Raw genomic sequence first — 25,380 nt, forward strand, 5'->3', positions numbered from 1 at the left:
ATGCTAGTGCCATTTGTCTACTGCTCCCGGTCGGAACTAGTGCCCGCAGCAGTCGACCCCACGTCGGAGCCAGTGATGTGGCCACGATCCTCACCGCTTTTATCTCCGATGGAGTTTTGGTCCCGGGAGCCTTGCCCGTCCCGCTCAAGTGCCTGCGCGCTTCGCCAACCACACCAGGGACAGAATTCGTTAAGCAGCTGGTGAACAGCTGCTCGCTTGCCGCACTGCGGGCAGGTTTCCTTCTGCTCCAAAGAATTTTGCCATGCGACCGTGTCCTGGTTGGTGCCAGCGGGAAACTCCAGCCCGTACCGGGCCGCCGTGTCGAAGGAAGCCAGTGCCGCACGGATGCGAATGCCCAACAGTTCGACGCCGGCCACCGAGACCATGATGTCCGCGTTGATCACCAACCCCTTGTCCAGCAACGTTTCAATGACGTGCGTCAAGGTACCCTCGCGGTCTCTCTGCGGCTCCATCGCTGCCGTGCGCGTGTGGCTCATAGAACCGGGGGTATTGCTGGTACTCATGGTTGGGTGCTCCCGCCTCGCCGGAGATGTGGGGTCTACGCCTAGTGGATGCATGGCGGACCTGAGCTAGTCGGAGTGCCCTCGTCCGCGTACATAGCGCTTTTGTCTGCTGTATGAGGCCAAACTACCGGCTGCGTCAAGGACCACTTCGTACTCGGCCAGCACATCTGCTGTATCCGGTATCCGCCGTGATTCAACGACTTCCACGGTGATCTGCCAGCCGCCGTCGTCGTTCTTGTCGATCCCTACGACACCCTCAACATCCCTGTTGGTCAGCTCTTGCAACTGCTCCAACGCCCGGCGGGCCGCCTTGCCGGCTGTCAGGCCGTTCTCGCTTTTCCGCGGCGCAGAGGAACGTTCGGTGGAAGGACTGGGCGAAGAGTCCCGCTGTGGACGCTGCTCTCCAGACGAGTTGGACCGTGGCCGCGGCTCCGAAGCGCTGGACGTCCGGGAAGGGCTGGTGCTGGACGTCCGGCTCTGGGATTCGCCGGAGCTTTCCGGTCTTTTCTGAGAGGCACTGCCCTCGGAAGGACGGCGAACCGGCTTTCTCGCTGGACCGTCTCCTTCATTTGCGGGCCGCCTCTTGACCGGTGCCCTCTCCTCGTTCGCCATCATCTTCCCTCCCGGCGCTGACGCTGATTCGCTTGAATAAGCCGGTTTACCAGCTCTTGTTCAAGGGCAGCGGCCTCTTCTTCAGAAACGGAACCGGCGGCCTTCGCCTCGGCTACTTCTTCGAGTTTCCGCCGGATGACGGCGGGGTGAAAGTACTCGCGCTCCGCTTCTTCGAGCACGCGCTCGGCGATCCATACTGTCCCTTTCACAGGCGCAAGCGGCAAGCCGAAGATTGCGGAGAACAGTCCCATATGCCTACAACTCCCCAACAAAATCGTATGGCGCCTGGGGACCCAAGAGCCGGTACCTCAGGCGCTTCGAGGACCGCCGAGCGGAATCTTCCACTGCTTTGACGAAGGCGTCAGCAGCTTTTCGGTCAACAAGCAAGGCAAGGTCAATCACATCGCCGGGTTGATTGGTTTCCCGGTGTCCTGTTTCCCGCGCCAACGGGGCGAGTGCCGCTTCTATCAGGCCTGAATCAAAAGCCGCCTTCCGTTCGAGTCCTTCCACCACAAGTTCTCCAAGACGGATACGTTCATAGTGAAACGCGTTTTCATTTTGATTCGCTGTGACCTGTTGCAGCCGGGCAACCTCAGGGTTTTCGGACACTATTTCTGCTAGAACCGTCTCTTGCTCGTACCGGACACGAACTGTGAATTGCACCGCTCCCTCAATCCGGCGCAACAGGGATGCATACGCTTCCTGCATGCTCGGCAGCACGTCCTCGGTGACAGTGTCCGCGTCGGGGACTACGGTGCCGAACGTCATCGGTAAGACGGAGACGGTGGCGGCCACCTGGTCCAGCACCTGCCCGTGTGCCAACAAGTTCTCCGTTGATGCCAGAGCGTCCGCCTCCTCTACTGGTGTCACGAGCGCGGCATGTGCTCCGCGGACCAATCGATGCACCGGATCCTTGTTGACGCCGGAAAGCCCCGGCGGCATGAGGCTGTCCGCCGGGACGATTCCGTAGACGTATTGCATCATGGGGCGCAGCTCTTTCCCTGGTTAGCGGGAAGACCTGCGCGATGCCTCCTGCTCAGGCTCTCGTTCTTTTCGATCGTTGCCGTCATCCGTCTTGTCCCCCCCTCGGCCGATGGCTTCCTTCACTCCGGAGAGGACGCCACTCGTCTTGCCTTTGGACCCGCTCTGGTTCAACGACTCCATCATCTCCGGCAAGTCCTTGCCGCCCTTTGCTTCCAGGTCGAGCCGATTGACCGCCTCGGCGAACCGCAGGTAGGTATCCACGCTGGCAATCACGATACGAGCATCGATGGTCAGAACTTCAATGCCCACCAATGAGACGCGTACGTAAGCATCAATTACCAGACCTTTGTCCAGAATGATGTCAATGACGTCCGCTAGTGAACTGGATCGGGGACGATCAATGTAGCCGCCTCGGGACTGAGTCATGGTAGTCATGATTGCTGCTACTTCCTTTCGGACGTTTGCGGTTCCGGTTCATAGTCCTCGTCTTCAACGGGTTCTTCGTCGTATTCCTCCCCCGGTTCGCGGTCGGTGTCAGCCGCACGGGCTTCCGGCTCTTCCCCGTATTCTCTTTCCTCTTCTTCGTAGTCCTCATACGAGTCGTCGGGGCCTTCTTCAGGGGCTTCGCCGCCGTCCTCAGGTGAACCGTCTCTTTCAGAGCCCGACTCGTATTCGTCGTACTCGTCCTCTGATTCATCCTGTTCAGCGGCTTCTCCCTGTTCAGCGGCTTCTGCGTCCGCTCGCTCTTGTTCCACGGTTTCTTCGTGCGTACGAACGATTTCTTCGTCCCGAATTTCCCCGCGCCAGCCTTCAACGTCGTCGGGATTGAGAATGGTGTGGGTCATCACCCGGTGTACGTACCGTTTCATCTCCACCCGCACGCGGCGGCCCACGGCCCGCCAGATATTTCCTGTTTTTTCGAAGAAACCCTGCGGGTGATACTCGACAACAATGCAAATCTTCGTCAACCTTGGAGCTGTTTCGTGAAAGGTAACGGAGCCGTTCAGATATCCTTTCTCACCCGTGGAGACCCAGACAATGCGGTCATCGGGCACCATTTCCACGATTGTCGATTCCCATGAGCGGTGTGACCAGAAAACCTGTCCCTTAAACTTGACCTTGCCGTCGTCCTGGCTGTATTTAGCGTTTTCGAGCTTCTTCATGAAGTCCGGCCACTGCTCGAACTCAGTCCACTGGTTATAGGCAACGGTGACCGGCACCCCGACCTCAATCCACTCGACTATGTTGGTGAATTTATGCGGGTTGGTTCCCTTACCGCCGCCGCCAGTGAAAACATCCTTCACTTTGTCCTTCACGCCGCTCAACACGCCACCGACGGCACCCTTGACCGGGCTTTCACCCTCGGCCGCGGCCTTGGCGCCCTCGGCGACGGCCTTCTCCTTGATCCCTGCGGGGCCCTCCGAGCCCTCGGAGCCCTCGGAGCCCTTGGAGGGGTTCATCATCTTCTCTGTCAGACCCGCAATGCTGTCCGCTCTCTTGCCCAGCCAGTTGTTAACCCGCGCCTTGCCATAGCCGATGGCACTCTCTTTTAGCGCGGTCAGTGGAAGTTTGTCGGTTATCGAACCAGTATTAGATTCAGGCATGGCACGGCTCCTTATCTGGTAGATGGCTTGCGGTTACCAGCAGAAGGCGGGCTCTTACGGGCTGGCCTCACCGGCGGTTTGTTTGACTGATTGCCCGGACGGGGCGAACTAGCTTTCGGACGGTCATCCGACCTGCTTTTCTCGCCGGCTGCGACTTGATCCCTAGAGCCGGTCTCGTCCGCCGCTTCCTTGTCAGGAGCGGCTTCTTCGTCCTCAGCTTCGTTGTCAGGACCGGCTTCCTCGTCCTCCGCCTCGCCCTCAGGAGCGGCTTCCTCGTCCTCAGCCTCGCCCTCAGGAGCGGCTTCCTCGTCCTCCGCCTCGCCCTCAGGACCGGCTTCCTCGTCCTCCGCCTCGCCCTCAGGACCGGCTTCCTCGTCCTCCGCCTCGCCCTCAGGACCGGCTTCCTCACCCTCCGCCTCGCCCTCAGAAGCAGCTCCCTCCTGCTGGTCGGCGCGGGTACCCTCATCGCCCTCTTCATGCTGGTCCGCACCTCGACCAGGGCTCTTCTCTGCGGTGGAGTCCGTCTCCTCGCCCTCAGAGGCGGGCTTGTCCTTGCCGGTTCCGGGAACAGCGTCCTTCAAGCGGCTAGTGGCGGCGGCGTTAAGCTTTTCGCTTCGGTCCTGCAGGCTTGAGGTTACTGATTCGATTCCCTTGCTGGCCCCGGCTAGGGCTGCTCCCTTGGCCGCATCCGCCAACTGGCCCGTTAGTTGATGCACCAAACGCTGCGCTTCTGGGTTGGACTGGATCAGTGAGTTGAGCTGGCCCAGCAATTGGGTTCGGTTCCCGCCTAAACGCTGGCCAGCCAAGGTCCCGGCGACGGTCAAAGCCAACTTCATTTTCTTTGTTCTACCAAGCAAATAGCCGCCCAACAGAATGCCAACTAGTTTTCCTTTATTTTCCATCGCTTGCCTCATCTCCGCACAGGATTCTTCTTGGTGATCGCCCCTACCTCAACCACTAAGGGCGCTTAGCACCAACGATGGCACAGCGGATGGAAGCTCGCTAGAAGGACGGATATGGTGAAACGATTACAACTTTGACTGAAAGGTTTTATCTCGATTTGAAACCTTTTAACTCCCCTGCTCGGGAGGCAAAACGGCATTATCGCTACGGGATGATGGTGATTCCCGGGTTGCTGGATGGCGGAGTGATCTTGAGGTGTCGCTTCCAGATCGGGAGCCGTGTCCTTCCTCCTGGGGCGTGAGAAGACTTGCCTCCGGAGGCAGAGGATCCATGAGCGGCCGTTGGCCGCGTCCTTTTACTGCGGAACGAGCAGGGCGCTGCCGAACGCGAGATAATCAGCTAAGTTGAACCTGCAGGCCAGCGGTCAGCAATTAGTCACTCTCACGGCGCGCCTCTTACGGGCACCGGCTCGTAGAAGGAAGTGCCCGGCAGCTGGTCAGAGGTTTGGGCTGGCTATCTGCTCAACGCGTGAAGGCTACTCTGAGAGCCTTGGTTTCCTCAGCACGCGAGAAGGTGCCGTAAGCATCCACTATGTCCGTGAGGCGGAACGTATGGGTGGAGAACTTTTCCGAGGGAATCCGGTGTTGGGCCACCAACTTCAGCGGCATGCGCGTGGTGATGGCATTAACTAATCCCATGCTGGTCAAACCCCCCGCGGAATGCTTGACCTATGACTCGACTCCAAGGTTTACGCTGAATCCATGATCGACGTACAGGAGCGAACAGGGCTCAGGGTTGGGGAACTAGCGCGGAACTGCGGGCTCAGCCCGGATGCGGTTCGCTTCTACGAACGGTCCGGCCTGCTGCCCGCTCCTGAGCGCTCTCCGGCTGGGTACCGCCTGTACCCGCGCAGCACTGCAGAGCGGGTGAAATTTATCCAGGGGTGTCAACGGCTGGGCTTAAGGCTCAATGACATCGTCAATTTGCTGCAGGTTCGCGATACAGGCGAGTGCCCTTGTGAGCCGGCGGGCGTACTGCGTCGGCGGCGAATTGACGAACTGGAAAGGGAGATCGCGCGGCTCAACGCCCTCCACTCGGACTTGAAATCCATGGTCGCTCGACTGCCGGACGATAATTGCCCCGACCCGCTTCCGGGCACCTGGTGTCCCCCAGAGAACGAAGGAGGTGACTCGTGACGCTCGAACCCAACACCTGTCCATGCTGCGACGACCCGGCCTGCGAGGGAAGCTGTTGCACCAACTGCTGCTAGCCGCGGCTCACAAGTCACCGCCGCGAAAGGGGCACCCCTCGGGGTGCCCCTTTGTCATGCTCGTTCGCCTCCCTGAGCCAGCCAGGGTGAACAGAAACCGTGGCGGCTCGACGAGGGGGGGTGAGGTCGGAGGCTAGTTGGCGGTTAGCGCCAGATGCGAATCACCGTGTTTCCGCGGTTTCGGTGGACTACTGCCCATGTCGGCTGACTCACCTATTTGGCGAAACTGATGGGCACTACGAAGTATCACCCTGCTCAAGGCTGAAAGATACACATCTTCGTGGCCCCGTCAGCCGAAAGTTTGGCTTGAACCGAAACTGAGCAATGCCTAGATGCGGCGAACCAGCTCAGGTCATCCATCGCCGGGTTGAACGGCACGGCCAGGCTCTGCACCGGCGCCATACGTACGCTCGTTACTACTGCCAGTGTGGAGAACGATGTCGCCTGAAAGCTGCCCAGCTCAGGACCCGCCCAGCTTCCCGAGGTACTCGGCAAGGGCATCGAGGATCGGCACCTGCCCCTTCGCCAGTTTGCTGCGCGCTTCGGACTCTCTGAACCATCTGGCATCGTCGATTTCGGGGTACTCCCGCACAACACCGGAACCCTTCGGCCATTCCAGCGGGAACGTGTTGCTGGTGATGTGCTCTGGCTGGAAATCCGATTCGGCGGCGAAGGCGGTGATGACCTTCCCCGAAGGCTGGCGGAAAGCGCCCAGCTCAAGGTAGTCCGCCTGAGGCGCCGGCGTCCCGATTTCTTCGGCGAACTCCCGCAGCGCGGCCACCAGGGGGTCCTCCGCGTCGAGGTATATTCCCTTTGGAATTGTCCAGGCGCGGGTGTCCATGCCGGTCCAGTGAGGGCCACCATTATGGGCGATCCAGACCTCCAAGTGCCCTTCCAGGCTCCGCCGGTACAGCAGGATGCCTGCGCTGCGAACTGTCATACGCCCTCCACATCCCTAGGCTATAGAGATTGCCGGTTCTTGTCTTCGAGGTTCAGGAATATTGCTAGGCCCCGCCCAGGTTGATGGTCAGCGTGGGCAGCGGCCAGTTGGCCTGGGCGGGCACAACGTGGCTGACCCCGTACCGCGCCAGCGTGCCGACCACGCCGCCGGCAAAGACCAGCCCGATATAGCTGAACCTCAGGTGCAGGGGCCGCGATGCGCGCCGCGGCCCGCGCGTATCGGCATCCGGTTCAACCATGTTCCGGGCCGGTGCCCGCTTGTCCTCTGTCATCGGTGCCTCTGATCGAAGGGGCGGGGGTTCAGCGGGATGACCAGGACGGGCCGGTGCTGATGATGGGTCAGGTGCACCGCCACCGATCCGGCGAGCATTTCCTCGAGCCTGTGGGGCAGCCGCGCCTCGCGGCTGCCTACCACAATGATGGAGGCATCCAGCGTTTCGGCGGCCCGGGTCAAGGCGTGTGCCGGTTCCCCGGCCAGGTCGCGGAAGGTCCATTCGACCCCTGAGCAGGCCAAGATCCGGGCCAGATGTGCCTTGAGTTATTCTGCTGCCTCGTCTACGTAGTCGTAGTCGTAGTCGATCGGCGGCAGGACATGTGAGCCGTCCTGCCGGACCGCCTCATACGTGCTGGTATCCACGTGGGCGCAGGCCAGCTCCGCGCCCAGACCGGCGGCGAGCCCGGCCGCCCGCCGCACGACGGCGGCGGGCTAGCCCGGCACCACGCCCACCAGGATGGGGCCGATGATCCGCAGCAGCTGACCGCCCTCAGCGTCCCTCGCGTTATCCCATGTCATCATGTTGTTTTTCCTGTCCGTTGAAGGAAGCAAGGGACGAAACACGCCGCACGACGGACACGCTCCCTCCCTCCCGACCCGCCTCGGTTCACCAGTTTGTCGGTGGGAAATTGTATGGCTATCCTTGCTCTTATCCACGGGCCTCCCGGTCTTATCTCAGACCGGTTGTAGATAACGGGTGGACACCTTTTTCCTGAAAAGACTAGGGAGTTCTGTATGCATTTAACGCCCCGTGAGCACGAAAAACTCATGATTGTGGTGGCCGCCGACCTCGCCCGAAGGCGCCAGCAGCGCGGCCTCAAACTCAACCATCCCGAAGCGGTGGCACTCATCACCTACGAGCTCATCGAGGGCGCCCGCGACGGCCGGACGGTCGCGGACCTGATGAGCTACGGCACCACGATCCTCTCCCGCAGCGACGTCATGGACGGCGTGGCCGAGATGATCCCCGACGTGCAGGTCGAGGCCACTTTCCCCGACGGCACCAAGCTGGTCACCGTCCATAACCCGATCCGCTGAGCCTGGAGAGGAATGCCGATGAAACCGGGAGAATACATCCTGCGCGGCGAGCCCATTAAGTGCAATGAGGGCGCCGAGACCCGCATCATGAACGTGACCAACCGGGGCGACCGGCCGGTCCAGGTCGGGTCGCACTACCACTTCGCCGAGGTCAATCCGGCGCTGGACATGGACCGGGTGGCGGCGCGCGGCTTCCGGCTGGACATCCCGGCCGGCACGGCGGTGCGTTTCGAACCGGGCGATGCGCGCAGCGTGCACCTGGTGGAGATCGCTGGGAACCGCGAGGTCCACGGCTTTCGAAACCACGTGAACGGGTCGCTGGGGGCCAGCGTCCCTCCGGCCTACACCGATGCCATCGGAGGCACCGCCGGCATCGATGCCGAGGCCGAGCCCGAACTGGCGGCCGAATACGACATCGACCTGCCCAATGTGGGCGTCGAGTCGGCCGGGTTCCACACTACGTACGGCATGGACCTGGTCGACGAGTCCCGCGGCCCGAAGGCCGGCGCGGGCAAGAAGCCGGCGGGGCGGGACGATACCGCCGAACAAGCTGACGGTAGCGGCGCCGCCGCCAAGACCGACGACGGCGGGGAGGAGCAACGATGAGCTTCGAGATGAACCGCAGGCATTATGCGGAGATGTACGGGCCGACCACCGGCGATGCCATTCGGCTCGCAGATACCGACCTGCTGCTCGAGATCGAGCACGACTACACCCGCTACGGCGAGGAAGTGGTCTTCGGCGGCGGGAAGGTCATCCGGGACGGCATGGGCCAGAACGGACAGCGGACGCGCGACCAGGACATTCCGGACACGGTCATCACGAACGTCGTAGTGCTGGACTACAGCGGAATTTACAAGGCCGACGTCGCACTGCGTGACGGGCACATCTTCAAGATCGGCAAGGCCGGCAACCCGGACATCTCCGACGGCGTCGACATCGCCATTGGTGCCGCGACCGACGTGATCGCCGGGGAGCACAAGATCCTCACCGCGGGCGGCATCGACACGCACGTGCACTTCATCAACCCGGACCAGGTGCCGGTCGCGCTGGCCAACGGGGTCACCACGCTGATCGGCGGCGGCGCCGGTCCCTCGGATGCGTCCAAGGCGACCACCGTGACGCCGGGACCATGGCACATCGGCCGGATGCTGCAGGCGGTTGACGACCTGCCGATCAATATCGGGCTGCTCGCCAAGGGCCACGCCAGCGCACGCGGGCCGCTGGCCGAACAGATCCGGGCCGGTGCCATCGGCTTCAAGGTGCATGAGGACTGGGGCGCCACAACCTCCTCGATCGATATGTCGCTGCGGATCGCCGACGAGTTCGACGTGCAGGTTGCCATCCACGCGGACACGCTCAACGAGTGCGGTTTCGTGGAGGACACCATCCGCGCTATCGACGGCAGGGTGATCCACACCTTCCACACGGAAGGCGCCGGCGGCGGACACGCCCCGGACATTATCCGGGTCGCCGGGCTGCCCAACGTGCTGCCAGCCTCGACCAACCCGACCCTGCCCTACACCACCAACACGATCGACGAGCATCTGGACATGCTCATGGTCGCGCACCACCTGAACCCGGACATCCCTGAGGACGTCGCCTTCGCCGACTCGAGGATCCGCAGAGAGACCATTGCTGCCGAAGACGTGCTGCACGACCTCGGCGTTTTCTCGATCACCAGTTCCGACGCGCAGGCCATGGGCCGCGTCGGCGAGATGGTGCTGCGGACCTGGCAGGTGGCGGATGCCATGAAGCGCCAGCGCGGAAAATTCGAGCTGGACCCGGAAATTGGCGACAACTTCCGGCTCAAGCGCTACGTGGCCAAGTACACCATCAACCCGGCGCTGGCACACGGCATCGCCGACTCCGTCGGCAGCGTTGAGGTGGGCAAGTTCGCCGACCTGGTGCTCTGGGACCCGGCCTTCTTCGGCGTCAAACCGGAGATGGTGATCAAGGGCGGACAGATCGTCCAGTCCATCATGGGCGACGCCAACGGTTCCATCCCAACCCCGCAGCCTCGCTCCCTACGGCACAACTTCGGGGCATTGGGCAAGGCCGTGCACTCGTCCTCGATCACGTTCATGCCGAAGATCGCCATCGACGAAGGCATCCCGGACCGGCTGAACCTGCGCCGGACCGTCCGCGCGGCCCACGGCATCCGCACCCTGACCAAGGCCGACCTGAAGTACAACGGGGAGACCCCGGACATCCAGGTCGACCCGCAAACCTACACCGTCACGGTGAACGGTGAAGTAGCGACCTGCGAGCCCTCGAGCGTGCTGCCGATGGCCCAGCGCTACTTCCTGTTCTAGACCGAGCCATACCCCGAAAGGACGTAGTCGATGATTATTGAGCGCGTCATCGCCAACCGGCACGATCTTCCGCAGACGGAGCTTGCCGGCCTGCACGAGGAGAAGGTAGCGCTTCCCAGCAGCGAACTGGTCAAGCGCGTCCAGCGCGTCACCACCGATCACGGCCGCGAAATCGGCATCCGCTTGGCCGTGCCGGGCGACCTGCGCGACGGCGACATCCTGTTCCGCGACGAGTCGAACGTCATCGTCGTCAGCGTCCTGCCCACGGACGTTCTGGTTATCGCCCCGCGCACCATCCGGGAGATGGGCGTGGTGGCCCACAGCCTGGGCAACCGCCACCTGCAGGCGCAATTTTTCGATGCCGGAAGCGACTACCGTGCGGAGGTCATGGTGGTGCAGTACGACCACACCGTCGAAGATTACCTAAAGCACATGCAGGTGCCCTACTCGCGGCAGGAACGGGTCATGCCCGTGCCGTTTCGATATGCCGAACACACGCACTGAGGCACCCGGCCGCCACCCGTCGTCATACCTGCTGCCCCTGCTGCAGCTGGCCGACTCCGCCCTGCCCACCGGAGCCTTCAGCCACTCGTTCGGTCTCGAGACGTTCCTGGAACGCGGGCTGGTGCGCGACGAGAAGACCTTCGCGCTGTGGCTCGGCCAGTTCATCCACACCCAGCTGACGTACAGCGACGGCCTGGCCATCCGGCTGGCCCTGGAAGCCCGCTCGACGGCGGAACTGCGGGAGCTGGACGCGATGCTGGCAGCGCAGGCCCTGCCGCGGCAAGTGCGCGAGGCCGGCGTGAAAATGGGCGCACGGATGCTCCAGATCGCCTCGGTGATCCTTGACAGCGACGAGATCGAGCAGTACCGCGAGGACGTCGCCAGCGGCGCGAGCTGCGGGCACCCGGCGCTGGCCTTCGCCCTCGCCGGGCGCAGCCTGCAGGTTCCGCTGCCGGAACTGCTGGGCACGTACCTGTTTTCGACGGCGACCTCGCTGACGCAGAACGCCATTCGCGGCATCCCGATCGGCCAAGACGCCGGACAGCGGGTGCTGCGCCAGGTCCATCCGTGGATCACCGCGGCCACGGCCAGGATCTCCGGACTGGACCGCGACGACTTCGGCGCCGCCGCCCCCGGGCTGGAAATCGCCCAAATGCGCCACGAGCGGCAGCGGGCCCGCATGTTCATGTCCTGACCCGCCGCCCACAACAAGACCCGGCCGCCCCGCGGCCGGCCCACGGAACAAGGAGTAAGACAATGGAACCCATCAAGATCGGCATCGGCGGCCCCGTCGGCGCCGGCAAGACCCAGTTGGTCGAACGCCTGACCCGGCACCTGTCGGGCGAAATCTCCATGGCCGCCATCACCAACGACATCTACACGATCGAGGACGCCAAAATCTTGGCAGCAAACGGCGTGCTGCCGCTGGACCGGATCATCGGCATCGAAACCGGCGGCTGCCCGCACACGGCCATCCGCGAGGACACCTCGATGAACTCCGCCGCCGTGGAGGAACTGAAGAACCGGCACCCGGACCTGCAGGTCGTGTTCATCGAAAGCGGGGGTGACAACCTCTCGGCGACGTTCAGCCCGGAACTGGTGGACTTCTCCATCTACATCATCGACGTGGCGCAGGGCGAAAAGATCCCGCGCAAGGCCGGCCAAGGCATGATCAAGTCGGACCTATTCATCATCAACAAAACCGACTTGGCACCGCACGTGGGCGCCGACCTGTCGGTGATGGAGTCCGACTCGAAGGAATTCCGTGGAGACAAGCCGTTCTGCTTCACCAACCTGAAGACGGACGAGGGCCTGGACAAGGTCATCGAATGGCTCCGCCGCGACGTGCTGATGCAGGACCTGGCGCAATGAGCGCGGCCCAACCGGCATGCGTGCAGCTTCCGACCGGTGAGCTGCGCCTGACGGTTGGCCGGCGCGGCGGCCGCGGGATCGCCACCTCGCAATACCACCAGGGCGCGCTGCGGGTCATCCGCCCGCACTACCTGGACGCGTCCGCGCAGGTCGCTTACACGATCGTCAATCCGGGGGGCGGCTACCTTGGAGGGGACGTCTATGAGGTCGACATCCAGGTCGAGGACCAGGCCCGCCTGTTGCTGACCACCCAGTCCGCCACCAAGATCTACCGGACGCCGGGCGCTCCGGCCGTGCAGCACACCCGGTTCCGGCTCGGCCCCGGCGCCAGCCTGGAGTACCTGCCGGACCAGCTCATCGCGTACCGGGACGCTACCTACCGCCAGCAGACCGTCGTCGAACTCGCCGCGGATTCCTCCCTCGTGATGTGTGACGTGGTCACTCCCGGCTGGTCCCCGGACGGCAGGCCCTTCCGGTATGAGGAGGTGCGCATCCGCAACGACATCTACCGCGACGGCCGCCTGCTCGCCCTGGACAACCTGCTGATCCGCCCCGGCGATCCGGACGCGCCGCTGTCCAGCATGCTCTTCCTCGAGGACTATTCGCACCTGGGCTCGATGCTTGTGGTCGACCCCCGGGTGGACGGTGACCTGGTGCGCGAGTTGCAGGACCTGTTGGCCCCGATGGATCCCGGCGGGCAGCTCGGCATGTCGCTGCTGAACGGGCCCGGCTTCGCCCTGCGCGCCCTGTCCCGCAGCACCGACGCGCTGAACGCCATGCTGCACGCCGCCGCCGACCTGCTCCGTCACCGCTGGTTCGGCCAGCAACCACTGAATCTTCGCAAGTATTGACCCGCGCCGTACCTGAGTGCGGCCCGGCCCCGTCCAGGGCAGCTCCACCGGCGGCCGGACCGCAGACCCATTCAGCCCGGGTCCTGTCCAGCCCGGGCGTTGCACGGTGTCAGGCCTCTGGATCCGCCTAGCAGAACTCGTTCCTTTCCCTGGAGGCACTAATTTTCTTTCGGTCTTGGGGCCCGGCCCCACGCGAAGGCGGCATGCTCGCCGAGGCCGCCTGCGGCGCGGACCCGTTGCAGCGGGCACCACTACGCCGTCGTCATCTCTTGTGGGTACTGGTACTGACCGGGCTCCTGGTCGCCGGAATGGTGGTGTCCGTGGGGACCGGGCCGGTCACGCTGGATACCGCGACTGTGGCAGGGGTGATCTGGTCGCATCTGCCGGGCCCGCTGTTCGGGTATCAACCCGATCCGACAGCCGCTGCCATCGTCTGGGAGGTCCGGCTGCCCCGCGTTCTTCTCGGGAGCGCCGTCGGTGCCGGGCTGGCGGTATGTGGGGCAGCGCTGCAGGCCATGGTGCGCAACATGCTCGCCGACCCCCACCTACTGGGGATAAATTCCGGAGCCTCCAGCGGTGCGGCTGCGATAATCCTGTTCGGCGTCGGTTTGGGTCTGGGGGAACACGCGCTGCCTGTGAGCGCCTTCCTCGGGGCGCTGGTTGCGTCGATGCTGGTCTTCCTGATCGCTCGTGCGGCCGGGCGGGTGACCTCAACCCGGCTGCTGCTGGCCGGCGTTGCCATCGGCTACGCACTGACGGCTGTGACCAGCTTCCTAATCTTCGCCTCGGGCTCCGCGGAGGGCGCCCGGTCCGTGATGTTCTGGCTGCTGGGGTCCTTGGCTCTTGCCAAGTGGGGCAGCCCCCTGGCCATAGTCGTCGCGGTGGTCCTGGTGACCAGCTGCCTGCTGACTCTTGCCGGCAGGCGCTTGGACGCCCTGGCTATCGGCGACGAGACCTCGCACATCCTCGGCGTTGCACCCGGCCGGTTCCGCACCCAACTGCTGGTCGTCATCTCCCTGTGCATCGGGGTAGTCGTTGCGGCCGCGGGGTCCATCGGTTTCGTTGGACTGGTCATTCCGCATCTCGCCCGGAGGCTGGTCGGCGCCGCCCACTCCCGGGTCATTCCCGTCTCCGCTCTGCTCGGTGCGATCTTTTTGATCTGGGCCGACCTGCTCGCGCGGATCCTGCTGCAGCCACAGGAACTGCCCCTCGGGATTATCACTGCTTTTATCGGCGCTCCCTTCCTGCTCCACCTCATCCGCAGGACGCGTCAGGCGGACTAAGCAATTCCGCTTCCATGCCACCCACATCCCCGCACATCCACTTACCAGAGGACTAATCATGAAAACCCCCGCCCGTCTGCTGTTCGCCCTCGCACCGGTGGCCTTGGTCATCGGCTTGGCCGGCTGCGCGGGGAGCGCCGTGGGGTCCGCGGGGTCACCGCGGGCGGACGGCTACCCGCTGACCATCATGAATTGCGGCGTCGAGGTCACTCTGGACGCACCGCCGGAACGGATTGTCATGCTGGACAGTTCGCCGGTGGCCTACTTGTCGGCACTCGGGGTCCTGGACAAGGTGGTGGCCCGCGCAGGTATCTACCCGTCCGAATACTTCGATCAAGCCACCCAGGCCGAACTGGCACGCATCCCGCTCCTGACCGACCGTCTGGACACCACGGGCCACCTGCAGATCTCGCAGGAAGTCGTGCTGGCGCAGCAACCCGACCTGGTCCTGGGTTCGGCCGAAAACCTCAACCGTGGAACACTCGCCGCCGCGGGCATACCGGTGCTGCAGGAACCATCCTTTTGCCCCACGGCCCCGGAAACGCCGTCATTTGGCACCATCGGGGATCGGCTGGGCACCTACGGCAAAATCTTCGACGTCGAAGAACGGGCCACGGCGGCAGCCGTCGAGCTCGAGGCCCAGGTGGAGCACATTACCGCCAAAGCGGCCCGCACCGGCCGCACGGCAGCAGTCCTGTACCCGACAGCCGGCGGGGGGAGCACCTACGCGTACGGCACCAAGTCCATGGCCCAACCGCAGTTAAAGGCCGCCGGACTGGACAACGTTTTCGACGACGTCGACCAGCGGGTCTTCGAGGTCACCCGCGAGGAACTCATCGGCCGCAACCCCGATGTCCTGATCCTGCTCCACTCCGCCGGAGACCCGGGGAAGGTTGCCGAAACGGTGACATCGTGGAAGGGCGCGTCCTCCATCACCGCCGTTGAAAACGGCGACATCCTCGTGCAACTATTCAACTTCACGGAGCCGCCCTCGCCGCTGGCTATCAGCGGGCTCGAGCGGATTGTCGAACGGTTCGCCCGATGATTGCCGCCTCAAATATCTCCTTCTCATACGGCGTCCGGGACGTCCTTGACCGTGTTGACCTGCACGCGCGGCATGGCGAAGTCCTCGGTCTGGTGGGACCGAATGGCAGCGGCAAGAGCACCCTGCTGCGGATCCTATACGGGTCGCTGGCCCCACACAGCGGCACAGTCATGCTTGACCACACCACGCTGCACCGGCTCAAGGCCCAAGAGCGCGCCCGGACGGTCGCCGTCGTCGTGCAGGAGACGCCGGGCGACCTGCCGCTGCTGGTTTCCGATATGGTCCTGCTCGGCCGCACGCCGCACCAATCGCGGCTCGGCCGGCCTGACGTGCGGGACGAAAAGGCCGCCGCCCAGGCACTGGAACGGGTCGGCATGCTGGACAGGGCGGACCAGAGCTTCGACCGGCTCTCCGGCGGGGAACGGCAACGCGTGCTGATCGCCCGGGCACTGGCGCAAGAGGCCACGCACCTGCTGCTCGACGAGCCAACCAACCATCTGGACATCCGCTACCAACACGAGATCCTCCAACTGGTCCGCGATCTAGCCAGGACGAACAACCATGCCATCGTCGTGGTTCTGCACGACCTCAACCTCGCAGCAGCCTACTGTGACCGCGTCCTGCTGCTCGACGAAAGCCGGTTGGTCGCAAGCGGCACTCCGTACGAGGTCCTGGTCCCGGAGATTCTGGAGCCGGTGTACAAGATCCGGGTCCGTCGCCTCCACTTCGCCGACGGCATCCAACTAGTCTTCAGTCCAGTTTCCTGACTCATATTGGTTTTGCAGGGCGCCAGCGGTCAAGTCGCGATACTCGAGGGAACCTCGCCCGTCCGCTCAAGGGCCGACACCGCGGGCAAATCCACGGGTAGGACGTTTGCTTTCCGACGAAGGTGACGCACTGTCGCGTGTTCGTCCCCCCCCCCCCGCGACCAAGATGAGGGAGAAGTATTCACCTTCTTGCATAGCCCGAGGCACTGTCGCGTTCCAGCTCCGCGGGGCCCAATACTTCCCGTTTGAGCACGCCGCCTTCTGGTAATGTCCGCGGCCGTGCCGCAAAGGGCATGGGTAGGGCGGCGCAGGACCAAAGAAATTCGAGTCCTGCGAGGATGCGGGAACCGACCGGGCCGGTACGGCGCACTGCATGACGCGAACCGGCCTTTGAACGATAATGGTTCCGTGCCGACGCGACGCCGCGTTCTCATCACGTCAGCCCAGCTTCTGCAGGCGGGGCTACTGGCAGGGTGCGTGGCTGGGCAGGGGCAGCTGGGCCAGAATGCCGCTGCCTTGACTGCTCGCCTGCCCGAAGTGCCCCCGTCCCGGTCTTTGCCTGGATCCGGCAAGCACCGACTGGGGTTGGAGCGAGAGCGCGATTCCGTGCTCCAAATTCCGCCGGAACGCCGGCCGGGCGTCCGCGCCGGTCTCCTGGTCAGCCTCCATGGCGCGGGCGGGGACGCCTCCCGCGGCCTGTCCCTGCTGGCTCCACTAGCGGACCAATTTGGCCTGGTTCTCCTAGCACCGGCTTCCCGCGGATCGACGTGGGACGCCGTCCTCAAAGGCAGTTATGGGCCAGATGTCTCGGTGATAGACCGCGCTCTGGACCAGGTCTTCCGTACGGTCCCGGTCGACCCTGAGCGTATCGGCATCGCCGGCTTTTCAGACGGCGCCTCTTATGCCCTGGGCCTGGGCCTGGCAAACGGCGAAGTCTTCCGCAGGATCATCGCCTTCTCGCCCGGCTTCATCCCGCCCGCCCCGAGAGTGGGGAAACCGGCCGTCTTCGTCTCCCACGGTGAAGCCGACCCCGTCCTGCCGATCGGTTCGACCAGCCGCCGTATCGTCCCGGCCCTCCGCCGGGACGGATACGACGTGGACTACGCGGAATTTTCCGGCAAGCACACCATCCCCGCGGACATTGCCCGGGAAGCGGTTGAATGGCTCCACTAGGACTCGTCGGGGTGGCGCCCACGCCGGGTGGGAGAGCACACCCAGGCCGAGCCGGCAGAGTTGTTCAGCGTTTTCCGCACTACCGTCTACCGCAGCAGCCAGCGCGGCACGCTTGAGCTTCCCAACTGAGGCAGCGAGTCAGAGCACGGGGGGATAGTTGTTGCGCGGTCCGGATTGGTGCTGTGTTCCCGGCGTGCACGTACGGGGTGCTGCGGGCCGTCGCCCCTACGTTCGACCACGGATCCGAGGCGGTGCCGGCACGGGCGCGTGCGCAGGCCAGGGTTCGCTGCCCGTTCACCTGGTCGTGGCGGAACAGGGACCGGCCCGTCATACGCAAGTCCTAGCTTGAGGCGTTGCTTCCGATAGCAATCACTCTGGCGAAAGGATTCTGTATGTCTTCCCCTGTCTCCCGGCGTCGTCGTGCCCTGGTGGGCGGCACCGCCCTGGCTGTGCTGGCACCGATGGCGTTCTTCGGCGTGCAGACCGCTTCGGCGGATCCGCCGAAGCACTCCAGCGCGGGTGGCAACCCGCCGGCCCATGCCCCCGCCAAGGGTCACCGCGGGGACAAGCCCGTCGGTGATGGGGTGGACCCCACGATGTACGTCGGCGGTCCTGAAGTCCTCACCGAGGGCGAGACCGGGGAGGATGCCCTGGACGGTGTGGTCTTCGATGACACCAACCAGAACTCGGTCCGGGATAAGGGCGAGAAGGGCATCTCGGGGGTGACGGTGTCCAACGGTCGCGAAGTGGTCCAGACCGATGCCAAGGGCCGCTACGAGCTGCCGGCGCAGGACAAGGACACCATCTTCGTCACCAAGCCCGCCGGCTGGGACACCCCGGTCGATGAGAACAACATCGCGCAGTTCTCCTACACCCACGCACCCAAGGGCACCACCGAGCAGGAGTTGCGCTTCGGTGGCCTCAAGCCCACCGGGGAACTGCCCGCCGCGGTGAACTTCCCGCTGACCAAGAATCCCACATCGGCCGGCGAGGACATTCGGTGCCTGGTGCTGGCCGATCCGCAGACCTACTCCAACCAGGAGATCTCCCATGCGCGCAATGGTGCCCTGCGCGAAGCCGCGTCCTATGATGCCGCCGACTGCGGCGCCCTGTTGCTGGGCGACATCGCCGGCGATGACCTGGGCATGTACGACCGGGGGAAGGAGGCGCTGGGCCTGATGGGTATGCCCGTGCGCGCGATCCCCGGCAACCACGACTTGGACTTCGACGCCACAGACGCCCGGTGGTCGCTCGATACCTACCGGCAGCACTGGGGACCGGAGAACTACTCCTACGATGTGGGCGAGGTACACGTGCTGGCGCTGAACAACGTGAAATACCCGTGCACGCCCGAGGACGACAACGCCGACGGCAAACGGCCGGCCTGCGAGGACCCGGCCAGCGCCCCGGCGTACAACGGCCGCCTCGGGGAAGATACTCTGGCCTGGATCGAGAAGGATCTGGCCACCGTGCCCAAGGACAAGCGCGTGGTGGTCGCCACGCACATCCCGCTGGTGTCCCACTCCGGCGCGGACAGCGCCCAGCACCAGACCGACGACGTCCGCACACTCTACGAACTCCTCGAAGGACGCGAGGCGTTGTCCCTGTCCGGTCATTCGCACTGGGTCGAGTCGATTACCGAGGGGGATTCCCTCGGGGCGTGGAAGGAGGCCGTGGGGGTGACGGCCGTGCCGTTCGACCACCTCGTCGCCGGCGCCGTGTCGGGAGACTGGTACGCCGGGGACTACGACGTGGACGGCCAGCCGATGAGCTTCCAGGGCGACGGCGCGCTGCCGGGCTTCTGGACCTTCGACTTCTCCGGCACGGACTACCAGCACGCCTTCCATGCCACCGGCCGCGGCGGCGACCAGATGGGCCTGGGCCTGAACTCCCCGCACTACCGCCACTGGGCGCAGACCCTGATCGACTGGCGCGAGGAGCACCCCGTCACCTGGGAGAACAAGCACAAGGACGCGGTGCCCCCGCTCACCCTGGGTGATCTCGGGGATCAGAACATGATCACCCGCGACGACTTGGACGCGGGCACCTACCTGACCGCCAACGTCTGGGCGGGCACCACCGACTCCACCGTCAACGTCTCGATCGACGGTGCCGAACCCGCCACCGCGGAGATCACCCAGCCCGCGGCGGGTGAGGAGGTCCGGCGCGGCGTCGAGTGGTCCGACCCGTCCGCGCTGATCCGCCAGCTCACCGGCGCCCGGATGTCCTACCAGTCAACCTCCGGGAACCCGGAGGCCCAGGGCCTGCACCTGTACAACGGCCAGGTCTACGGACCCTCCGCACCGCGCCCGGTGGAAGGCAACCTCGCCGATGGGTCCCCGCACCTGTGGCGCATTCCGCTGTCGGCCGACCTCGAGAACGGCATGCACCTGGCCGAGGTGGTCTGGACCGACCGCTACGGCAACGACCACACCGAGACCCTCGCCTTCGAGGTCGTCGACGAACGGCCGCAGCAGGGCTTCCGGCTGGACACCTTCGGCGAGGACGTCGTGTGGTGATCCCCTGACCGCCTGTCCAACCGCGACTAGGATCTGCCCTCACGGACGTAGTACAAGACGAACTTCGAGACCATGTGGGCAGCCACGGAATAACATGTCCTCCTGGCGCCTAGAGATCGGATTGAGTTCGGCGTCCCCGTGATGGCCTGCCTGATCGGCATTCAGCGCCTCAAGGAGATCGTCGAGTCCCAAAGTCCTTTCAGGTGTCTCGGATATTTAGCTTCATGAGCCATCCACCACACAGTCCTGGTCTGGTGCTGTAGGGGCGTTCGCGGAATCGCGGCGCAGTGCTCGGTTGCAGACAATGTATAAGCCAAAGGGAACATATCCCGAACCATGCACACAGCCGTCGCATAAGCCGGTCCCCCGACGGACGGGTCGACCCCCGTCGGGGCAGGTTGGCGACTATGGCGGCCGACTCGGCAGCGACCCCGGCCTTAAGACGGTCGCCGGCGGTGCTTGACTTTTGTGGGCGAACGCGATGGCCCCGCGTGTAAGCAAGTGCAGTTCATCAGCCTCAGCCGGGCCGACGCGAGACTTTGCGACCTAGGCATCGAGTCGTGCCTAGGACTTGTCGACGGACGGTCGGGATTGCCCGGCCTGCAGTGAACGTCGTGCTTTTCGAGGTGCTCAGACGGTCCGCCAGCTATCCAGCGAACCGCCAACCATCAACAGGCCTCGCATCTGCCCAGATTGCAGACCTAGTTGGAAGACTTCCAGCTATCCTAGGCATTTCTTCCAACTAGGGTGTGTTTCTTCCAACTAGGCCTGCATCTCACAAGGACCTAGAAGTCCCAGTCTTCGTCTTCGGTGTTGACGGCCTTGCCGATCACGTAGGAGGAGCCGGAGCCGGAGAAGAAGTCATGGTTTTCATCGGCGTTGGGGCTCAGGGCGGAGAGGATGGCCGGGTTCACGTCCGTGACGGTGGACGGGAACATGGCCTCGTAGCCCAAGTTCATCAGCGCCTTGTTGGCGTTGTAGTTCAAAAACTTCTTGACGTCTTCGGCCAGGCCAACCGAGTCGTAGAGGTCGTGGGTGTACTGCACCTCGTTTTCGTACAGCTCATAGAGCAGCTCGAAGGTGTAGTCCTTCAGCTCCTGCTTGCGCGCTTCGGACTCCCCCTCGACGCCCTTCTGGAACTTGTAGCCGATGTAGTACCCATGGACGGCCTCATCCCGGATAATGAGCCGGATCAGGTCCGCAGTGTTCGTCAGCTTCGCCCGCGAGGACCAGTACATCGGCAGGTAGAAGCCGGAGTAGAACAGGAAGGACTCCAGCAAGGTGGAGGCGACCTTGCGCTTGAGCGGGTCGTCGCCGTAGTAGTAGCCCTCAATGATCCGGGCCTTCTTCTGCAGGTTCTCGTTCTCGGTGGACCACCGGAACGCCTCGTCAATCTCCTTGGTGGAGCACAAGGTGGAGAAGATCGAGGAGTAGCTCTTGGCGTGCACCGATTCCATGAACGCGATGTTGGTGTAGACAGCTTCCTCATGCGGGGTCAGGGCATCCGGGATCAGGCTGACCGCACCGACGGTGCCCTGAAGCGTATCCAGCAGGGTCAAACCGGTGAAGACGCGCATGGTGAGCAGCTTTTCGTCTTCGGTCAACGTGCCCCAGGACTGCACATCGTTGGACAGCGGGACCTTCTCGGGCAGCCAGAAGTTGTTGCAGAGCCGGTTCCAGACCTCAACGTCCTTCTCGTCCTCGATCCGGTTCCAGTTGATCGCTTCCACGTGATGCAGAAGCTTGACCTTCTCGGCTGACATCGCGTCCCCTTCTTCCCAAAGTCTGAGTTGTTCCATGGTGCCCGAATGCCTGCCGTGGTGCGGCCGGCGGTCGCCCGCGGGCGGGCCGGATTGCCGGCGTCCCGTCGGTGTAGGTACGACGGCGGGCGGGCACCCGCCGTCGTACTTTTCAGTTGTCTGGGGCTGCTACAGCATGCAGCTGACGCAGCCTTCCACTTCGGTTCCTTCCAGCGCAAGCTGGCGGAGCCGGATGTAGTAGATGGTCTTGATGCCCTTGCGCCAAGCGTAGATCTGCGCCTTGTTGATGTCGCGTGTGGTGGCGGTGTCCTTGAAGAACAGCGTCAGCGACAGGCCCTGGTCCACGTGCTGGGTAGCCGCGGCGTAGGTGTCGATGATCTTCTCGTAGCCGATTTCGTAGGCGTCCTGGTAGTACTCCAGGTTGTCGTTGGTTAGGTACGGCGCCGGGTAGTACACGCGGCCCAGCTTGCCTTCCTTGCGGATCTCGATCTTGGACGCCACCGGGTGGATCGAGGAGGTGGAGTTGTTGATGTAGGAGATCGAACCGGTCGGCGGGACAGCCTGCAGGTTCTGGTTGTAGATGCCGTGCTCCATCACCGAAGCCTTCAGCTCCCGCCAGTCGTCCTGGGTGGGGATTTCCACATTGGCAAACAGTTCCTTGACCCGCTCGGTCTGCGGCAGCCATTCCTGCTCGGTGTACTTGTCGAAGAACTCGCCCGAGGCGTACTTGGACTTTTCGAAGCCGCCGAAGGCCTGGCGGTGTTCAATCGCCAGCTTGTTCGAGGCACGCAGCGCATGGAACAGCACGGTGTAGAAGTAGATGTTGGTGAAGTCCAGGCCCTCTTCGGAACCGTAGTGGACCCGCTCGCGGGCCAGGTAGCCGTGCAGGTTCATCTGGCCCAGGCCGATGGCGTGCGACTGCAGGTTGCCTTCGGCGATCGAGGGCACCGAGTTGATGTAGGACATGTCCGACACGGCGGTGAGCGCGCGGATGGCGGTCTCGATGGACTTGCCGAAGTCGGGCGAGTCCATGGTCTTGGCGATGTTCATCGACCCGAGGTTGCAGGAGATGTCCTTGCCGATCTCGGCGTAGGTCAGGTCCTCGTTGTACAGCGACGGCGACGAAACCTGCAGGATCTCCGAGCACAGGTTGGACATGATGACCTTGCCGTCGATCGGGTTGGCGCGGTTCACCGTGTCCTCGAACATGATGTACGGGTAGCCCGACTCGAACTGGATCTCGGCCAGCGTCTGGAAGAACTCGCGGGAGCTGATCTTGGTCTTCTTGATCCGGCTGTCGTCGACCATCTCGTAGTACTTCTCCGTGACGGAGATGTCCGAGAACGGCACACCGTAGACGCGCTCGACGTCGTACGGCGAGAAGAGGTACATGTCCTCGTTCTTCTTGGCCAGTTCGAAGGTGATGTCCGGGACCACCACGCCGAGCGAGAGCGTCTTGATGCGGATCTTCTCGTCCGCATTCTCGCGCTTGGTGTCCAGGAAGCGGTAGATGTCCGGGTGGTGCGCGTGCAGGTACACCGCACCCGCACCCTGGCGGGCACCGAGCTGGTTGGCGTAGGAGAAGCTGTCTTCGAGCAGCTTCATGACCGGGATGACGCCGGAGGACTGGTTTTCGATCTGCTTGATCGGCGCGCCGTGCTCGCGGATATTGGTCAGCGACAGGGCCACACCGCCGCCGCGCTTGGACAGCTGCAGGGCGGAGTTGATGCCGCGGGCGATCGACTCCATGTTGTCTTCGATGCGCAGCAGGAAGCACGAGACCAGCTCGCCGCGCTGGGCCTTGCCCGCGTTGAGGAACGTGGGGGTGGCCGGCTGGAAGCGGCCGTCGATGATCTCGTCCACCAACTGGGTGGCCATAGCCTCGTTGCCCCGGGCCAGATGCAGGGCCACCATGCAGACGCGGTCTTCGTAGCGCTCCAGGAAACGCTTGCCGTCAAACGTCTTCAGCGTGTACGAGGTATAGAACTTGAACGCGCCTAGGAACGTCTCGAAGCGGAACTTCTTCTTGTAGGCCCGGTCGTAGAGCGAGCGGATGAAGTTCATCGTGTACTGGTCAAGCGTCTCGCGCTCGTAGTACTCGTTCTTGATCAGGTAGTCGAGCTTCTCTTCCAGATCGTGGAAGAAGACGGTGTTGTTGTTAACGTGCTGCAGGAAGTACTGGTGTGCAGCCTCGCGGTCGGCTTCAAACTGGATCTTCCCGTCCGGGCCGTAGAGGTTGAGCATGGCGTTGAGCTCGTGGTAGCCCAGACCCTTGAATGCGGCCGGCAGCTCTGCCTTGGCGTCGGCTAGGGGCGCGTGTGCGACTGTCGTTTCCAAAAGAGTTCCAATCCTTGCTTGACCCGGTCTACGTCCTCGGACGTGCCCATGAGTTCGAATCGATAGAGAAGAGGCACCTGACATTTGGCTGCGATCTTCTCCGCCGCCAGGCAGTAGGTTGTGCCGAAGTTCGTGTTGCCGCCACCGATGACTCCGCGCAGCAGGCGCCGGTTCTCCTCGTTGTTGAGGAATTTAATCACCTGCGGCGGAATCGAGTTCCGGCCGGATTCCCCGCCATAGGTGGGCAGCACCAGCACGAACGGCCGGAGCGCTTGCAGCGTCTCCTGCTGGGTGCGCAATGGGATCCGTGCCGCCGGCAGCCCCAGCTTTTGCATGAATCGGTCCGTGTAGCCAGAGGCGGAAGAGAAGTAGATCAGGTCCGCATCGGCTGTCCCGCCGACCGCCGGACCTGCCTGCTGCGTGCCTTCACTCATCAGCAGCTCGGTCATGACGTGTGGTTCTGGTTTTGCTCGACGCCGGTCAGGCTACGGAGGCGGCAGCCAGGGCCAGTTCCTCGATCTTATCGGGGCGGAACCCGGACCAGTGGTCCTGCTCGGTGACGACCACGGGGGCCTGCATGTAACCAAGGGAACGGACACGCTCCAGCGCTTCCGGATCCTGGGACAGGTCAACGCTCTGGTAAGCGATGCCCTTCTTGTCCAGAGCCCGGTATGTAGCGTTGCATTGCACGCATGCTGGCTTGGTGTAAACCGTTACAGTCATGGTCCTTCTCCCCTAATTATCGTTACGGCGTTTCCGCTGTTTTCTTGGCTGCGCGGCCTCCCGTGGAAGACCCTGACGCACTGCCCAGCAGCTGCTCCAATACTACATCTAGTGGACTCGGCCGATCAGAACCCCAAGATGATGTATTACAAGTATGTCATTCCGTTCCCTGCTTCGTCCACAGCCCGTGGGGATATCTTTCGGCTGTTAAACAGTTGATATTCCGGCCTTCCCGGCTCGCCGTCCACAGCCTGTGGATTCCCTGCCCACAGCTTGGGAAAGTATCGTGTCGGCCCTTCCTCGGCGTGTCGTTCGTAGGGCGGCCATCACTAGATGTTGTGGTCCCCGATCCCGAAGGTGTCCACGCTCACCGCTCGATGGTGATCCGCACAATAGCGTGCATGTCGGACACTTTCGCGGGACCCTACCGCGACCCCGGGCTGATGCAGGCGCTCCGACTCCCATCCCCCACCAAGACCTTTTCGCAGCCCTTAATAGAACACTGCAGGACGCCGGCACATTCCTCCGGCCAGCAGGCAATCGCGCCTGGACAGCTCTCCTAA

The 25,380-nt window shown here is 63.5% G+C and carries 28 protein-coding genes and 2 pseudogenes; 14 read left to right on the forward strand and 16 right to left on the reverse strand.

From position 1 onward, the window contains the following. Window positions 1-17 precede the first annotated feature (17 nt). Entirely contained in the window at window positions 18-524 is a 507-nt protein-coding gene (locus AC5RWX_RS06670; protein ID WP_493940752.1) for a gas vesicle protein, read from the reverse strand. 66 nt (window positions 525-590) lie between these two features. Beyond that, window positions 591-866 (reverse strand): annotated as a pseudogene (locus AC5RWX_RS06675) (gas vesicle protein GvpO); the annotation flags it as partial. A 19-nt stretch (window positions 867-885) separates the two neighbouring features. On the opposite strand from AC5RWX_RS06675, the gene AC5RWX_RS06680 reads away from it, so the two are divergent. Then, entirely contained in the window at window positions 886-1,035 is a 150-nt protein-coding gene (locus tag AC5RWX_RS06680; RefSeq protein ID WP_493943799.1) for a hypothetical protein, read from the forward strand. A 100-nt stretch (window positions 1,036-1,135) separates the two neighbouring features. Here the strand turns inward: AC5RWX_RS06680 and AC5RWX_RS06685 are convergent, their stop codons facing one another. The 6 genes from AC5RWX_RS06685 to AC5RWX_RS06710 form a co-directional block, all read right to left on the reverse strand. Beyond that, window positions 1,136-1,387 (reverse strand): gas vesicle protein GvpG, encoded by a 252-nt coding sequence (locus AC5RWX_RS06685; protein ID WP_493940753.1) that lies wholly within the window; start codon window positions 1,385-1,387, stop codon window positions 1,136-1,138. Window positions 1,388-1,391: 4 nt separating this feature from the next. Beyond that, a complete protein-coding gene (locus AC5RWX_RS06690) occupies window positions 1,392-2,120 on the reverse strand; it encodes a GvpL/GvpF family gas vesicle protein (protein ID WP_494097080.1) in 729 nt (242 codons plus the stop codon). A gap of 21 nt (window positions 2,121-2,141) precedes the next feature. After that, window positions 2,142-2,555, reverse strand: coding sequence for a gas vesicle protein GvpJ (gvpJ, locus tag AC5RWX_RS06695; protein WP_493940755.1), 414 nt, complete (start codon window positions 2,553-2,555; stop codon window positions 2,142-2,144). 8 nt (window positions 2,556-2,563) lie between these two features. Next, the gene (locus AC5RWX_RS06700) at window positions 2,564-3,724 is read right to left on the reverse strand and encodes an SRPBCC family protein (protein WP_493943213.1); all 1,161 of its coding nucleotides are present in this window, start codon (window positions 3,722-3,724) and stop codon (window positions 2,564-2,566) included. Window positions 3,725-3,735: 11 nt separating this feature from the next. After that, the gene (locus AC5RWX_RS06705; RefSeq protein ID WP_494097081.1) at window positions 3,736-4,560 is read right to left on the reverse strand and encodes a hypothetical protein; all 825 of its coding nucleotides are present in this window, start codon (window positions 4,558-4,560) and stop codon (window positions 3,736-3,738) included. A gap of 588 nt (window positions 4,561-5,148) precedes the next feature. Beyond that, window positions 5,149-5,325, reverse strand: a complete 177-nt coding sequence (locus tag AC5RWX_RS06710) for a hypothetical protein (RefSeq protein ID WP_493940758.1) — start codon at window positions 5,323-5,325, stop codon at window positions 5,149-5,151. A gap of 63 nt (window positions 5,326-5,388) precedes the next feature. Between AC5RWX_RS06710 and AC5RWX_RS06715 the strand changes: the two genes are divergently transcribed. Next, window positions 5,389-5,823, forward strand: coding sequence for a MerR family transcriptional regulator (locus tag AC5RWX_RS06715; RefSeq protein WP_493943215.1), 435 nt, complete (start codon window positions 5,389-5,391; stop codon window positions 5,821-5,823). 534 nt (window positions 5,824-6,357) lie between these two features. On the opposite strand, the gene AC5RWX_RS06720 is transcribed toward AC5RWX_RS06715, so the two are convergent. The 4 genes from AC5RWX_RS06720 to AC5RWX_RS06735 form a co-directional block, all read right to left on the reverse strand. Beyond that, entirely contained in the window at window positions 6,358-6,837 is a 480-nt protein-coding gene (locus AC5RWX_RS06720) for an NUDIX hydrolase (RefSeq protein ID WP_493940760.1), read from the reverse strand. A gap of 64 nt (window positions 6,838-6,901) precedes the next feature. Beyond that, window positions 6,902-7,129, reverse strand: a complete 228-nt coding sequence (locus AC5RWX_RS06725; RefSeq protein WP_493940761.1) for a hypothetical protein — start codon at window positions 7,127-7,129, stop codon at window positions 6,902-6,904. Then, window positions 7,126-7,371: a universal stress protein gene (locus AC5RWX_RS06730; protein WP_493940762.1), complete on the reverse strand. Its 246-nt coding sequence runs from the start codon at window positions 7,369-7,371 to the stop codon at window positions 7,126-7,128. The genes AC5RWX_RS06725 and AC5RWX_RS06730 overlap by 4 nt, the downstream gene beginning before the upstream one ends. Before the next feature lie 24 nt (window positions 7,372-7,395). Then, a complete protein-coding gene (locus AC5RWX_RS06735; protein WP_494014791.1) occupies window positions 7,396-7,551 on the reverse strand; it encodes a hypothetical protein in 156 nt (51 codons plus the stop codon). Between the two features lie 315 nt (window positions 7,552-7,866). On the opposite strand from AC5RWX_RS06735, the gene AC5RWX_RS06740 reads away from it, so the two are divergent. The 12 genes and pseudogenes from AC5RWX_RS06740 (at window position 7,867) to AC5RWX_RS06795 (ending at window position 19,997) form a co-directional block, all read left to right on the forward strand. After that, complete coding sequence (locus AC5RWX_RS06740) at window positions 7,867-8,169, forward strand: urease subunit gamma (RefSeq protein WP_493943216.1); 303 nt, start codon at window positions 7,867-7,869, stop codon at window positions 8,167-8,169. 18 nt (window positions 8,170-8,187) lie between these two features. Next, window positions 8,188-8,622 (forward strand): annotated as a pseudogene (locus AC5RWX_RS06745) (urease subunit beta); the annotation flags it as partial. Between the two features lie 149 nt (window positions 8,623-8,771). Further along, entirely contained in the window at window positions 8,772-10,484 is a 1,713-nt protein-coding gene (ureC, locus tag AC5RWX_RS06750; protein ID WP_493940765.1) for an urease subunit alpha, read from the forward strand. A 30-nt stretch (window positions 10,485-10,514) separates the two neighbouring features. Then, window positions 10,515-10,988 (forward strand): urease accessory protein UreE, encoded by a 474-nt coding sequence (gene ureE / locus AC5RWX_RS06755; RefSeq protein ID WP_493940766.1) that lies wholly within the window; start codon window positions 10,515-10,517, stop codon window positions 10,986-10,988. Continuing rightward, complete coding sequence (locus AC5RWX_RS06760) at window positions 10,969-11,682, forward strand: urease accessory protein UreF (protein WP_493943217.1); 714 nt, start codon at window positions 10,969-10,971, stop codon at window positions 11,680-11,682. Before ureE ends, AC5RWX_RS06760 begins: the two co-directional genes overlap by 20 nt. A gap of 62 nt (window positions 11,683-11,744) precedes the next feature. Next, on the forward strand, window positions 11,745-12,359 hold the full coding sequence (gene ureG / locus AC5RWX_RS06765) for an urease accessory protein UreG (RefSeq protein ID WP_493940768.1): 615 nt from the start codon (window positions 11,745-11,747) through the stop codon (window positions 12,357-12,359). Next, window positions 12,356-13,210, forward strand: coding sequence for an urease accessory protein UreD (locus AC5RWX_RS06770; RefSeq protein ID WP_494097082.1), 855 nt, complete (start codon window positions 12,356-12,358; stop codon window positions 13,208-13,210). Before ureG ends, AC5RWX_RS06770 begins: the two co-directional genes overlap by 4 nt. A gap of 203 nt (window positions 13,211-13,413) precedes the next feature. Further along, window positions 13,414-14,493 carry a FecCD family ABC transporter permease gene (locus AC5RWX_RS06775; protein ID WP_494097083.1) on the forward strand — a complete coding sequence of 360 codons (1,080 nt, stop codon included), beginning with the start codon at window positions 13,414-13,416 and terminating at the stop codon, window positions 14,491-14,493. A 58-nt stretch (window positions 14,494-14,551) separates the two neighbouring features. Beyond that, window positions 14,552-15,538 carry an ABC transporter substrate-binding protein gene (locus tag AC5RWX_RS06780; RefSeq protein ID WP_493943220.1) on the forward strand — a complete coding sequence of 329 codons (987 nt, stop codon included), beginning with the start codon at window positions 14,552-14,554 and terminating at the stop codon, window positions 15,536-15,538. Beyond that, window positions 15,535-16,305 carry an ABC transporter ATP-binding protein gene (locus AC5RWX_RS06785; protein ID WP_494097084.1) on the forward strand — a complete coding sequence of 257 codons (771 nt, stop codon included), beginning with the start codon at window positions 15,535-15,537 and terminating at the stop codon, window positions 16,303-16,305. The genes AC5RWX_RS06780 and AC5RWX_RS06785 overlap by 4 nt, the downstream gene beginning before the upstream one ends. A gap of 606 nt (window positions 16,306-16,911) precedes the next feature. After that, window positions 16,912-17,478, forward strand: coding sequence for an alpha/beta hydrolase (locus AC5RWX_RS06790; protein WP_494097085.1), 567 nt, complete (start codon window positions 16,912-16,914; stop codon window positions 17,476-17,478). Between the two features lie 392 nt (window positions 17,479-17,870). Further along, on the forward strand, window positions 17,871-19,997 hold the full coding sequence (locus tag AC5RWX_RS06795) for a calcineurin-like phosphoesterase C-terminal domain-containing protein (RefSeq protein ID WP_494097086.1): 2,127 nt from the start codon (window positions 17,871-17,873) through the stop codon (window positions 19,995-19,997). Window positions 19,998-20,782: 785 nt separating this feature from the next. Here the strand turns inward: AC5RWX_RS06795 and nrdF are convergent. The 4 genes from nrdF to nrdH form a co-directional block, all read right to left on the reverse strand. After that, a complete protein-coding gene (gene nrdF, locus AC5RWX_RS06800; protein WP_493941036.1) occupies window positions 20,783-21,760 on the reverse strand; it encodes a class 1b ribonucleoside-diphosphate reductase subunit beta in 978 nt (325 codons plus the stop codon). Window positions 21,761-21,925: 165 nt separating this feature from the next. Continuing rightward, window positions 21,926-24,046: a class 1b ribonucleoside-diphosphate reductase subunit alpha gene (nrdE, locus tag AC5RWX_RS06805; RefSeq protein WP_493941056.1), complete on the reverse strand. Its 2,121-nt coding sequence runs from the start codon at window positions 24,044-24,046 to the stop codon at window positions 21,926-21,928. A gap of 17 nt (window positions 24,047-24,063) precedes the next feature. Then, on the reverse strand, window positions 24,064-24,528 hold the full coding sequence (nrdI, locus tag AC5RWX_RS06810) for a class Ib ribonucleoside-diphosphate reductase assembly flavoprotein NrdI (protein ID WP_493941057.1): 465 nt from the start codon (window positions 24,526-24,528) through the stop codon (window positions 24,064-24,066). A gap of 46 nt (window positions 24,529-24,574) precedes the next feature. Next, entirely contained in the window at window positions 24,575-24,817 is a 243-nt protein-coding gene (gene nrdH / locus AC5RWX_RS06815) for a glutaredoxin-like protein NrdH (protein ID WP_494097087.1), read from the reverse strand. Between the last annotated feature and the right edge of the window lie 563 nt (window positions 24,818-25,380).

The sequence above is a fragment of the Arthrobacter sp. SPT-J7 genome, from assembly GCF_059089965.1.